General features: G+C 46.8%; 11 protein-coding genes. 4 read left to right on the forward strand and 7 right to left on the reverse strand.

Going from position 1 to position 12,091, the window contains the following annotated elements; all coding sequences use genetic code 11:
• Positions 1 to 9: 9 nt before the first annotated feature.
• On the reverse strand, positions 10 to 831 hold the full coding sequence (locus TES5_RS09355; RefSeq protein WP_232309350.1) for an ATP phosphoribosyltransferase regulatory subunit: 822 nt from the start codon (positions 829 to 831) through the stop codon (positions 10 to 12).
• A 163-nt stretch (positions 832 to 994) separates the two neighbouring features.
• On the opposite strand from TES5_RS09355, the gene hisJ reads away from it, so the two are divergent.
• A complete protein-coding gene (gene hisJ, locus TES5_RS09360; protein WP_068561613.1) occupies positions 995 to 1,786 on the forward strand; it encodes a histidinol-phosphatase HisJ in 792 nt (263 codons plus the stop codon).
• A gap of 48 nt (positions 1,787 to 1,834) precedes the next feature.
• Here hisJ and TES5_RS09365 read toward each other — a convergent pair whose 3' ends face one another.
• From TES5_RS09365 to TES5_RS09375, 3 genes are read right to left on the reverse strand one after another with little or no spacing between them, the layout of a single operon-like run.
• Positions 1,835 to 3,067, reverse strand: coding sequence for an ABC transporter permease (locus tag TES5_RS09365; protein ID WP_068561614.1), 1,233 nt, complete (start codon positions 3,065 to 3,067; stop codon positions 1,835 to 1,837).
• Positions 3,064 to 3,768, reverse strand: coding sequence for an ABC transporter ATP-binding protein (locus TES5_RS09370; protein WP_068561615.1), 705 nt, complete (start codon positions 3,766 to 3,768; stop codon positions 3,064 to 3,066). Before TES5_RS09370 ends, TES5_RS09365 begins: the two co-directional genes overlap by 4 nt.
• A 1-nt stretch (position 3,769) precedes the next feature.
• Positions 3,770 to 4,894, reverse strand: coding sequence for an efflux RND transporter periplasmic adaptor subunit (locus TES5_RS09375; RefSeq protein ID WP_083546467.1), 1,125 nt, complete (start codon positions 4,892 to 4,894; stop codon positions 3,770 to 3,772).
• A gap of 230 nt (positions 4,895 to 5,124) precedes the next feature.
• Between TES5_RS09375 and TES5_RS09380 the strand changes: the two genes are divergently transcribed.
• Both TES5_RS09380 and TES5_RS09385 read left to right on the forward strand, forming a co-directional pair.
• The gene (locus TES5_RS09380) at positions 5,125 to 5,700 is read left to right on the forward strand and encodes a DUF1836 domain-containing protein (RefSeq protein WP_068561616.1); all 576 of its coding nucleotides are present in this window, start codon (positions 5,125 to 5,127) and stop codon (positions 5,698 to 5,700) included.
• Positions 5,687 to 6,550 (forward strand): DegV family protein, encoded by an 864-nt coding sequence (locus tag TES5_RS09385; RefSeq protein ID WP_068561617.1) that lies wholly within the window; start codon positions 5,687 to 5,689, stop codon positions 6,548 to 6,550. Before TES5_RS09380 ends, TES5_RS09385 begins: the two co-directional genes overlap by 14 nt.
• Positions 6,551 to 7,163: 613 nt before the next feature.
• Here the strand turns inward: TES5_RS09385 and TES5_RS09390 are convergent.
• Together TES5_RS09390 and TES5_RS09395 are read right to left on the reverse strand one after the other, a co-directional pair.
• Positions 7,164 to 8,561, reverse strand: a complete 1,398-nt coding sequence (locus TES5_RS09390; RefSeq protein ID WP_068561618.1) for a 6-phospho-beta-glucosidase — start codon at positions 8,559 to 8,561, stop codon at positions 7,164 to 7,166.
• A gap of 261 nt (positions 8,562 to 8,822) precedes the next feature.
• Positions 8,823 to 9,722: an aldo/keto reductase gene (locus tag TES5_RS09395; RefSeq protein WP_068561619.1), complete on the reverse strand. Its 900-nt coding sequence runs from the start codon at positions 9,720 to 9,722 to the stop codon at positions 8,823 to 8,825.
• A gap of 213 nt (positions 9,723 to 9,935) precedes the next feature.
• On the opposite strand from TES5_RS09395, the gene TES5_RS09400 reads away from it, so the two are divergent.
• Positions 9,936 to 10,913 (forward strand): aldo/keto reductase family protein, encoded by a 978-nt coding sequence (locus TES5_RS09400; protein WP_068561620.1) that lies wholly within the window; start codon positions 9,936 to 9,938, stop codon positions 10,911 to 10,913.
• A gap of 287 nt (positions 10,914 to 11,200) precedes the next feature.
• On the opposite strand, the gene aroD is transcribed toward TES5_RS09400, so the two are convergent.
• Entirely contained in the window at positions 11,201 to 11,956 is a 756-nt protein-coding gene (gene aroD / locus TES5_RS09405) for a type I 3-dehydroquinate dehydratase (RefSeq protein WP_068561621.1), read from the reverse strand.
• Positions 11,957 to 12,091: the final 135 nt, after the last annotated feature.

Raw genomic sequence — 12,091 nt, forward strand, 5'->3', positions numbered from 1 at the left:
TTCCCTCCGTTAATTGTTGATGGCCATTCCGAATGCTTTGGAAGAGCTTGTGTATTGACCGCCCGACGCTACAGGTTCCGTTTGGTTTTCTCCGTACAGTTGAATAAAGATTCCCTTGTAATAGGATTGGTTCGGCAACGCCAGCATATCCGCGTAGACGTAATCTACGTTCTTGCTCTTCAGCGTCGCTTCCCATTCCGCCAATTCATTCAAATGTCCCGTCAGTTCAGGATAGTGTTCCTTCAGATAGCCGGCCTGTTCGGTAGGCGCTTGGTCCATCAGACCGATCAGCGGATGGTCCGCACCCAAACGATGCTTCAAGGCATCCTGGTTTCTTTCGCAGATGAACTTGCGGACAGAAGCATCTTCCAACTCCCGCGGGCTCAGAATTTTTTTCAGTAATTTATTATGGCTGACTACCGCAACCGATAAGGAAAGTTCCAATTCCTTCTCCATGAAGGTGATCATATCGCCCAGAACCTCGATTTGCTTCGGAATCGAGTCGGTAAATGTTTCCACACCCAATTGGTGGCGCTCTTTGAGCAGCGAATAGACCGGACCGGAGTAGGCTATTTTATCGGCGCGTAAATGGTATTGCTTGCGGTATCTCACGATGGCATTCGTCCAGTCACTGCGCAAGGCGAACAGTTTATCGCCGCTTTGCCATTTGTGCCGGTTCAGCATCAGGTGCAAGTCATCATGAGACAGTTGTGTCCACTCAAATTTCTCTACGACTCCCAGGTCGATCAGATCGTACCCTAAGTGGTGGAAATGATGGAGAAACCCCATCTCTCTCTGTTTCTTCGCTAACAACGATTCATTGGTCATCATTTCGTCCAAACTGTCTCACTCCCATTTCTTTTTGATAAGTCGTCTGTTATCCTTAGAATATCGTTAGAATACCATTAGATGCTGATGTTATCATACCATAGAACGCTGCTATAATGTATCCTAAAATGATGATACTTTATGATGAAAGGAAGCTGTATAAAATATGCTCAGCGACAGACACGTCCATACCCCCTATTGCCTGCACGGTTCATCCGATGCAATGGAAAATTATGTGAAGGTTGCCATCGAGGCCGGCCTCGAGTCCCTCACATTCACGGAACACGCTCCCTTACCGATGGCAGATCCGCTTCCGGACAAAGACAGTTCGATGCGACCTGAGGATGTCGATGCCTACTTGGCCGAAGTCCGTTCACTTGCCAAGAAGTATCAAGGCATCATCGAAATCCACGCCGGTTTTGAGTTGGACTACCTCGAAGGAAAGGAACCGGAAACACGTGCCTTTCTGGAAAAATATCCCGAGACAGTCCCTCACTCGATCCTGAGCGTGCATTTCGTGCAGCTCGCTCCGGAAGAGTACTTCTGTATCGACTTGGACCGCGAATCGTTCACGCAAAAAGGCGCAGAAATAGGCTACGAAACACTTTACACACTTTACGAAGCAGCGGTCAAAAAAGCCTTGGCATCCCCGTACGGAGAATTGACCCCGAAAAAAATCGGCCACATCAACTTGATACACAAGTTCCAAAAGGCCTACAGCGTCAGCGACCCCATCGACTGGAAGTTGCTGTTGGATAAGGTGAAGGAGAACGGATACACGCTTGATTACAACTTTGCCGGAATCGACAAGCCGGACTACGGAAAAACGTACCCGGACAAGGAAATGATGGCTTACGCGATAAAAATCGGCCTCTCCTATGAGATGGGTTCCGATGCCCATGCTTCCCATGAAGTCGCCCGCTATTTCGGTACAGCGGTAGTAGAAACGGAATTATAGAAAAAAATAAGCAGCCAAGCGGTTGGATTCGCTTGGTTGCTTATTTGCTTACTGGTAAATCGCTTTGATCGGATCCATTCTTGAAGCGCTCAGAGCTGGAATAATCCCAAATAAAAGTCCTGTTCCGATTGATACAGAAGTGGATAGAATCATGATGGTCGGCGTTAAGAATACCGGCATTTGCAAAAGCATGCCAACTAAACTCGCAATCCCATATCCTAAAAACAAACCGATAATCCCACCAAGAAACGTAATAAAGGCTGCCTCCAATAAGAATTGCAACAGAATCATTCTCGGTTTAGCCCCGATTGCACGACGAATACCAATTTCGCGTCTCCGTTCTGTTACAGATACATACATGATATTCATAACACCGATTCCACCGACAAATAGGGATATGGCTGTAATGGCCAGCAAGAACATCATGATTCCATTGATGTAACTGTTGACCTCTTCCATCATCTGTTCATTGGAGCGATCTTGTTCAAAGACCCCCTCATCTTCTGGATAAGCTTCCACCAGATTTTCCAAGACGGTCATTGTGACCCTTTCATTATCCATTCCTTCTGCCACTTTCACTTTCAATGATTTAATCGGCTTAGAGCGCGTCAAAGTATTGTAAGCTGCTTGAGGAATGACACTCGTATAAGCGTCTTCCCATGTATAACCCGTATTTAGGAGATTACTGTCCTCCCAGTTGTAGGGCTCCTTGATTCCAATAATCTCATACATGAATCCATTGATACTGACAGCTTGACCAATCAGCGATTCGGGATCTTCGACCACGATACCGTAATCCAATATATCGTGAGATAAGATAATCATGTCTCGGTTTACATCTGAAGGCTGAAAATCGCGTCCATACAAAATATGGTTTTCGCTTTTATTCGGCACCATCATCGTATATGCTTGCGCTCCAAAATAATCCAAATTGACGTCAATCGAGTCCATCGCCATACCATTTGAACCATAATCGGGTACAACCGACTGAACGCCATCCAACCGGGAAATCCGTCGCATATCCGCTTTTGAAAAAGAAAAATCATCTTCCACATAACCCATTCCACTGTTATCACTCATTGCGATTGTGTGTTTCACAGTCACAACATTCGCTTCCGTCGTATTCGCCAATTCCATACTTTGTTGCTTCACGCCTTCACCCAGTGCAGCAATGGTCACGACCGAAGCAATTCCGATGATAATCCCTACCATGGTTAAAAAAACGCGAAGCTTGTGTGCCCGGAGACTCAACATTGTACTGAGCAAGATATTACGAATCATCTTACGGCACCTTCTTCCACGAAACTCCCATCATGCATCCGAATAATTCGCGTTGCATACTGCAATAAATCTTCGTCATGCGTTACCATAATGATTGTTTTCCCTTGCTTATTTAATTCTCGCAGCAGGCTCATCACCCCAATTCCGGTGTCGGAATCGAGCGCTCCGGTTGGCTCGTCCGCCATAATGAGAAGCGGTTCATTGATGAGGGCTCTTGCGATTGCGACGCGTTGTTGTTGTCCACCGGAAAGTTCTTTGGTTTTGGCTTTTATCTTTTCAGGAATACCGACTAAACTTAAATACTTCTCAGCAGCTTCCAACCGGTCTTTCTTGTTCACTTCGCCAGCATAAATCAATGGGAGCTCGACATTTTGGGCGACATTCAAAGAATCAATCAAGAAAAACTGTTGGAAAATGAAACCGAAATGATTGTTGCGTATACTGGATTTTTTATTTTCATTCAACAGGGATACGTCTTCACCCAAAAATGAATAGGTACCCGTTGTTAAGCGGTCCAAAAAGCCAATCATATTCATCAAAGTTGTTTTTCCACTTCCAGATTTACCGACAATCATCAAGAAGTCGCCTTCATGAATAGTCAAATTAATCTCTTTCAATACCACCGTTTCTAACTCGCCTTTCCCAAACTTTTTGGTCACATCTTTCATCTGAATCAGTGACCTGCGTTTTGTTGCCTCCATCTTATTCCTCCTCCAGGTCCACTTCCATCGAAGCAGGATCTAAAAGATCACCTTCTTGAACATCCGCTTCAGAAGAAACAATAATTTCGTCTTGTGCTTCTAATCCGCTTGTTACTACGATACCTTCTGCGGCCTCTTCAGTCGTTTGGATAACGCGGCGTGTGACAGTACCGAAATCATTTACCAAGACATATGTCACATCACCGTCTGTACGGATGGCTACTTTGGGAACAACAACTTGATTTTCTTCTAGATTGATGGTTGCTTGCACATGATAGCCATTCACGATACGTTCTAATGAATCAAAACTCAATTTCACAGGGTAACTCGACATAGAGGATCCTTGAGTGTATGGATCCGACACTGTGTTGGCAGGTGTTGTATCGACAAAAGACACTTTCCCTACCGTGGTGAAATTACTGGAAACGACCGTAATATCAGCTACTTGACCAATCGTTACTTTTTCCAAATCTTTTTCATTCACTGTTCCCGCAACATAAAAATTTTCCGAAATTAATGTCAGTACAGGCACATCTGCTTTCTTTTCTTCCGGAATAACCACTTTACCGGTGAATGGTGCGGTCACTTCTGTATAGACGGACTCTTCCAACGATAAGATATTGTTGTATATTTCCTTGATTTGCGCATCCAAGTCATATAAATTGAAGTCCATTATCAATTCATCCAATGTTTGAGCCCGTTCTTCTTCCTGCATTTCATAGAAGCGATCAATGGCAAGTTGCTGTTTGTAGGCTGTATTCGCCCGGTTCGTCTCAAGCCGCGCAGCTTCGTTATACAATTGCGTAACTTCTTTCTGCACTGTTTCATTTGTATAGCTGTACAGTAAGGTCCCCGCCTCCACCACTTGCCCATTTTCTACTTGGAGATCCCCTCTTGTACCTAAGTTTTCTTCTTGATAGAACTCCTGAGATTGTTCAGGCGTAACGACACCGTTCACAAAAATTTGCTCTATCGCGGGCACTGTATAATATTCAATGCCATACGGATCCTCTTCCACTATCGGTTCATCCTCTGCTGGTTTCCCTAAATAATTCGGCAAAAAGATTACCCCTAACACTGCTACAACTGAGATAATGCCCATCCAAAGCCACTTTTTCTTTTTCACACTCCAACCTCCTATATAGTTACGTTTGAGTGTATTATACCCTTAATACATCAAAATGCAATCCTTTTCATAAAAAGGACTGCTCCTTTAAGCAATCTATTTAAATTATCACTGAAGTTTCAAGATTGAATTTCCCGTCGAATACTGGTACAGTTATCTAGTAACGAAAAGCATTACATCTAGTAACGAAAACTAGATTAAATTTTCCAGTCCAGAAAGCAGGTTGTCCCGTGAAGCTTAAACCAGAATTGGAAGACTATCAGCAACAGCTGCTAAACTTGACGTTCATCCGATTTGACGAGTTGCCTGATTTTGGCCTCTACAGCGATCAAGTGATCGCCATCATCGAAAAGCAGTTGAGTTTCTTGAACGCAACTCAGGAAGAGCGCATCATCACACCGGCTATGATCAATAATTACGTAAAACTGCAGCTGATCGATAAACCCGAGAAAAAGAAATATTTCAAAACGCACATCGCCCAACTGATCGTCATCACCTTGCTCAAACAGGTGCTGCCTTTGTCGGAGGTGAAAAAAGGACTGGAGCTGCAAGTCTCCATCCGCGGATTCCAGATCGCCTACGACACTTTCTGCCAGGAATTGGAGTATGCCCTCCGGATGCTCTTCCGTGATCTCGACAAGAAAGAGCATTTCACATACACACTGGAGGATATCCACAGCGAAAACATCGCTTTGAAGATGATCACGCTGTCGCTTGCTTCGAAATTGTTGACACAAAAAATCATATTGGTCGATGGCGTCAGCCACGCATCCCAAAAAGGAGAGAATACTCATGACGAAAGCTAATTCCATTGCCGTCTTGGCCGATTCCTGCAACGACATTCCGCAGGAGTTGCTTGACAAATACCATATCTACACCTTGCCGCTGATGATCAATTATAAAGACGCGAGCTATCGCGATCGGGTCGACATCACGCCGGAGCAGGTCTACGCAAGATTCCAGGAAGAAATACCCAAAACAAGTTTGCCCTTGCCGGAAACGATTGCCGAAACTTTCGCCAAAATCAAGGCGGACGGCTTCAATCAAGTAATCGTATCCGCCATTTCCAGCGGTTTGAGCGGCACCTGCCAAGCCATCAGATTATTGGCGGACGATATCGAAGACATGCAGATTGTCGTCATCGACACGCTGAATATCGCCATCGCATCAGGATTTGTGGCACTTTACGCTGCCGAACAGATCGAAGCGGGACTTCCGTTCGAGGAAGTCGTTTCTAAAACACAATCAGCCGTGAAACAGTCCACTATCCTCTTCGGCGTCGGCACCTTGGAGTATCTGATGAAGGGCGGCCGCATCGGTAAAGTTTCTGGAATCCTGGGAAGCGCCTTGAACATCAAACCGATCATCTCCTGCAACGAAGACGGCATCTACGACACGGTCGCAAAAGTGCGTGGCCGCAAACAAAGCATCCAGAAACTGATTGATATGACCCGCGAAAAACTGGGTCAGCACAAAAATTACTACCTTTCGATCTGCCATGGGGATGCCTACGAAGAGATGCTCGTTATGAAAGACCAGCTGAAGGACTTGGTTGCTGGGGCCAAAATATACGCTGAAGGTCAAATCTCGCCAGTATTGGGTGTCCACACCGGGCCCGGATTGTTGGGAATCGGCATCATGGTGCTTGAAGATTAAAAAGAGTGTGATGAATCCTGCTCTAGAAATCGAGCACTAAGAGGCTATTACGAGAACGGGCGCTTTTTGCCCGTGACGTAATCGCAGCTTAGGCGGAGATTTCTGGGATTCAGAACACGTTTAATAAGAGAGTGTGATGATTCGCGGGAGGGGACGAGCACTAAGAGGACTAACACAAAACGGACTTTTTTGTCCGTGTGTGGTAGTCAACTTAGGCGGAATCCCCTGCGAATCAGAACACGTTTAATAAGAGTGTGATGAATCCCGCTCTAGAAATCGAGCACTAAGAGGCAATTACGAGAACGGGCGCTTTTTGCCCGTGACGTAATCGCAGCTTTGACGGAGATTTCTGGGATTCAGAACACGTTTAATAAGAGAGTGTGATGATTCGCGGGAGGAAACAACTGGAAATTCAGACGCACCTCCGGACAGGCATCACTCGCCGGAGGACATAGACGATGATTCGTCCCAACTCCGGCGAAGCCTTCCTCATCGAAGAACACAAGACAAAATATTGGGCGAACTCCGGTGATGCCTGCGTTCACCGGAGTTGCGCGCAAAAAAAGTGGCTGCCTTTTTTACAGGGCAGCCACTCTTTTTCACGCTCATTTAATTAGTTTGATTTCATCAATTCATCGACGTAAGCGACTGTTTCCGGTTGATTTGCTTCGATTTCAGCGATTTTCTCTGCGAATTGCGGCAAGTGCTCTTTGTGTGCATACAACAATTCATCCAATAACGTCTTGGCTGTTGTACCGCCCGGCACAAGTGGGTTGATTGTGAAGGCCTGCAATGCAGCACCATAGCTGCCTGTGATGGCCGCGCGGATGACTGTTTCTTCCATCGCTTTCATGCCTTGCAATAAGCCACGGGCCGCGGAAGGCATTTCACCCCAGTTGTATGGTTCTGCGCCATGAGCTGTGATCAAGGCGGAAACTTCTACGACGCAATCATAAGGTAAGTCTTGAATCGTACCGTTGTTGGCTGTCGATACAACCATGTCCGTACGTTTGTCGTTTTGGATCGACGCAATCACTTCACAGGCAGCATCGCTATAGTGCGTACCGCCGCGTTGCGATAATTCTTCCGGTTTGTAGTTCAAAGCAGGATCTTTGTAAAGTTCGAACAAGCGTGTTTCCGTTGCCTTGACGACTTGCGCACGCGTTTCGCCTTTTTCGAATTCTTCAATAGAATGCTTCAACATTTCATCTTCGATATAGTAATAACGATGGTATCCGCAAGGAAGCAAGCCTAAGTCCTTCAGTTGCTCGTAGTGGAATTGCGCACTGTGGATATTTTTCAGATGGTTCTCATCTTCGGTTTTTTGCGGTCCGTAAACCATATCGATCACTTCATCTGTGCGCTCCGCCCCCTTGTCATCCCAGACACGGTGCCAGTGGAAGTGGTTGATTCCGGCAAATTTGAACAGTAATTCATCTTCAGGAATCGCTAATTTTTCTGCTGCGACTTTGCGGTGTCCGATCGGAACATTGCATAGGCCGATTGTTTTCTTCCAACCGAAATGTTTGATGGCTGCTTCAGTCACCATACCTGCAGGGTTCGTAAAGTTGATCAACCAGGCATCCGGACATTGCACTTTCATATCCGCAATGATCTGGCCGATGATCGGAATCGTACGGAAAGCTTTGAACATTCCGCCTGCACCATTGGTTTCTTGACCCAAAACACCATGGGACAATGGAATGCGCTCATCTTTGATACGAGCATTCAATAAACCTACACGGAATTGCGTCGTAACGAAATCCGCATCTTTCAATGCATTGAAACGATCCAATGTCAGGTGGACTTCCCAGTCCAATCCCGCCGCCTCGACTTGGCGTTTCGCCATTGCGCCGACTATTTCCAGTTTTTCCTTGCCTGCTTCTATATCCACCAACCAAATTTCTTTGATAGGCAATTCATCTTTTCTTAAAATGTATCCTTCAATCAATTCCGGTGTATAACTGGAACCTCCACCAATCGTAACAATCTTCAAAGCTTCTTTCGACATGCATGCTTCCTCCTATTTTTGGTTTCTCTTTGCTTTCCGGCTCAAAAATTCTGTCGTGACAATGCATTCCTTAAAAAAGCGGCTATAGTTCCGCACAACCCGTTAGGAAAGGCTTTCATTCCAACCTTCCGTGAAAGGGCTTTTCGCTCTCATGAGTTCATTTTAGCACAACTCTGACACTTCCGGAGAATCCCCTTACATTCTGATTACAGGTTTGCCACAATGATTTTCGTTTCAGAAAAGAAACGATTTGTTTCATCCTCAAATGATATCTAACGCCGTTTTGAAAGTGGGCGCCGGGAACCGTGCATCCAATCGTTTCAGATCTTCATCATCCAGCCGGATTGTTGCCGCCTGAGCATTGAGATACGTATGATCGGGGTTGGAAGATCGCGGTATCGCTACAACATCTGGATGGATGAGGCACCATGCCAAAATGATCTGGAGTGCTTCGACACCGTGTTTTTTTGCGATGCTCTGCACTTCTTCACTCTCCAGCAATTGCTCGCGCAACCTGCCTCCCTGAGCCAATGGCGAGTAGGCCATGGTCGGAATGTTGTGCTCCCGTTGCCATTTCAGCAAATCGAACTCTATCCCACGTGAGCCCAAATGATACAAAACTTGATTCACTTGACACTGGTTCCCATGTTCCATCGACAAAAGATCCTGCATATCATGGATGTCGAAGTTGGAAACGCCCCATCTGCCGATCTTTCCTTCCGCCTTCAACTGCTCCATTCCGGCTATCGTTTGCGACAAAGGCACATTTCCTCGCCAATGCAGCAAATAGAGATCCAAGTGGTCCGTATCCAATCTGCGCAAACTTTCGGCACAAGCAGCCAAAATCTCGTTTCGGCTCGCTCGATGCGGGTACACTTTGGAAACAAGATAGACTTGGTCACGGATGCCTTTGATCGCTTCCCCAACCAAGCGTTCCGACTTCCCGTCCCCGTACATTTCGGCTGTATCGATCAACGTCATTCCCAATTCCACACCAAAACGCAAAGCTTCTATTTCCTCTTGCCTTTTTGCAGGATCCTCACCTAAGTACCATGTTCCTTGCCCCATTTGCGGCATGATGCTGCCATCCGGTAACGCCACCATCCGATTGGCATTCGCTATCCGTAGCGAAGCCTTGATGTTTTCGTCTATGTTCGTCATTTATAGACCCCATCCTTTCTGTTCTTTGACACCGTTCCTTACCTCAAGTATACCTTTTTTTGTCGTTAATACAAAAAGAATCGTAGCGCTTCCATTTTTTCGATTTGTTGGCCTTTTCCTTTGGCGATTTCGATTTTGTGGCTTATGATAAGGACAGAAAGCTATTTCGGCTATCATCAAAGTCTGATTAAATGAATCAAGGAGGACGAGTGGATGAAATACAGGAATCTAGGGAAAAGCGGTTTGCGTGTCAGCGAAATCGCATTGGGCAGTTGGTTGACCTACGGAAAATCAGTAGCGGATCAGACAGCGGAGGCATGCATCCGAACCGCTTATGATGCCGGCATCAACTTTTTCGACACAGCCAACGTTTATGAAAAGGGTGCTGCTGAGACCGTGCTCGGAAAAGTGCTGAAGGACTATCGGCGCTCCAGTTTGGTCGTCGCCAGCAAAGTTTATTTCCCGATGGGGGATGGTCCGAATGACCGGGGCTTGTCACGCAAACACATCATCGAAGCCTGCGACGCCAGCCTGAAGCGTCTGGACATGGATTATCTGGATCTCTACCAATGCCACCGTTACGATCCGAGCGTACCGATGGAGGAAACACTCTGGGCGCTCGACGATCTGCAGCGTCAAGGCAAGATACTTTATGCCGGAGTCAGCGAATGGCCGGCCGCCAAAATCCAGGAGGCTCACCAGATTGCAAAACAGCATAATTTCCGGCCGCTCATTTCCAACCAACCGATCTACAATATGATTGAGCGTTACATCGAGGTCGATGTGCTGCCCGTCTCCGTCGCCAATGGCATGGGGCAAGTCGTCTTTTCTCCATTGGGACAAGGCATCCTGACCGGCAAGTACAAATCCGGCCAACTAGTTCCGGAAGGCAGCCGTGCCGCCAACAGCAAACTGAACAGTTCAATGCAAAAGTATCTGGAAAACGAGTCCCTGTTGGAAGCCATCGGAGAAATCGAAGCCATCGCGCATGAATTGGAAATAACCATGCCGCAACTGGCTCTAGCCTGGATTCTGCGCCAACCCGGCGTCAGCTCAGCCATCATCGGCGCCAGCCGTCCAGAGCAGATCGAAGATAACATCAAGTCGGTGGATATCGAATTGACGGATGAATTGCTGCTTGGCATCAACCAAATTTTGTTGAAAGTAAGCAGCTTTAAGCCGAGAAGCTGAGCATACGATGACTCATTCCGGACATCAAAAAAGCCATCCTTATATCCAGGGTGGCTTTTTTTGCCTGTTCTCCATCCATTTGTTCTCCAAATCGAAGAAAAACGTGTGACCTCCGGCGAACGGTGGCTTCGCAGGAGGTCGCCTACATTTTCGTTTACGTTCTCCGATGAGGGAGGCTCCGCAGGATTTGCGTTTGCTGACGATCAGTTTACTCCGGCAAGCGACGCTTCACCGGAGCTGAGCGGAAATCCGAAAGTTCCGAACCGATCTGTTCCGCCCGCACGTTCTTAATCCAGCGCCAGAATTTCCAGGATGGAACGGACATCGCGGACAGATACCTGACCGGGTGCAGAAACATCTTTGGCCGCCGCAAAAGTCAGGCAGGAACCGAACAGTTCTCCGGCCAAGCGCGAAATGACGCCGTATTTGCCCATCGACATCGTGATGCACGGGCGATCAGCTTTCGTTTTTTTCATTTCCAACGTCGCCGCCAGCAGCGTCAAGACATCTTCCTCGTTCTGCGGCATGACCGCAATCTTCGTGATGTCCGCCCCGAGTTGCTGCATCTTCACCAATCTTGCGACGATATCCTTTTGAGGAGGCGTGCGGAAGAAATCGTGGCTCGACAGAATGACTTTCACGTTTTTTTCGTTCGCTTCAGCAATCAAATTGATCACGTCTTCTTCCGAACTGAGCAGTTCCAGATCGATCATGTCCACCAGCCCGCTCCGGATCGCGAAACGGTTCAATTCAAAATAGTGATCCAAGCTCAGCTCGCGCTCTCCGCCCTCTTTTTTGGTCCGGAACGTGAACAGCAACGGCTTTTTGTAAATACTGTTGATTTCGGTCAATAACGCTTCGACCTGTTCCGGATACTCTACCCCTTCGAAAAAATCGATGCGCAGCTCCGCCAGATCGAAAGCGACTTTTTCCAGCATTTTGACTTCAGTAATGATTTCCTGTTTTGTTTTCCCAACCAACGGCACGCAGATTTTCGGCCTGCCTTCGTTGAAGACAACATCTTTCACTTGAACGGTTTTCATTGGTTTATCCCCTCCATGGCGCATTCCCGTCCTCTTCCTTGTCTATTTTTGGGCAAAGAAAGCTGGACTTACGAGTATATGATACTTCCCATTTTATCGTTAATTGCGCCAAAAGCATAGGAGCACTTTACGGAA

Origin of the sequence: Trichococcus sp. ES5 (assembly GCF_900067165.1) — a bacterium.
Classification (GTDB): domain Bacteria; phylum Bacillota; class Bacilli; order Lactobacillales; family Aerococcaceae; genus Trichococcus; species Trichococcus flocculiformis.

Coding starts and splice junctions, on each gene's coding strand:
- TES5_RS09355 (WP_232309350.1), bottom strand. CDS start 831: ATGATGACCAATGAATCGTTGTTAGCGAAGAAACAGAGAGAGATGGGG.
- hisJ (WP_068561613.1), top strand. CDS start 995: ATGCTCAGCGACAGACACGTCCATACCCCCTATTGCCTGCACGGTTCA.
- TES5_RS09365 (WP_068561614.1), bottom strand. CDS start 3,067: ATGATTCGTAATATCTTGCTCAGTACAATGTTGAGTCTCCGGGCACAC.
- TES5_RS09370 (WP_068561615.1), bottom strand. CDS start 3,768: ATGGAGGCAACAAAACGCAGGTCACTGATTCAGATGAAAGATGTGACC.
- TES5_RS09385 (WP_068561617.1), top strand. CDS start 5,687: ATGACGAAAGCTAATTCCATTGCCGTCTTGGCCGATTCCTGCAACGAC.
- TES5_RS09390 (WP_068561618.1), bottom strand. CDS start 8,561: ATGTCGAAAGAAGCTTTGAAGATTGTTACGATTGGTGGAGGTTCCAGT.
- TES5_RS09395 (WP_068561619.1), bottom strand. CDS start 9,722: ATGACGAACATAGACGAAAACATCAAGGCTTCGCTACGGATAGCGAAT.
- TES5_RS09400 (WP_068561620.1), top strand. CDS start 9,936: ATGAAATACAGGAATCTAGGGAAAAGCGGTTTGCGTGTCAGCGAAATC.
- aroD (WP_068561621.1), bottom strand. CDS start 11,956: ATGAAAACCGTTCAAGTGAAAGATGTTGTCTTCAACGAAGGCAGGCCG.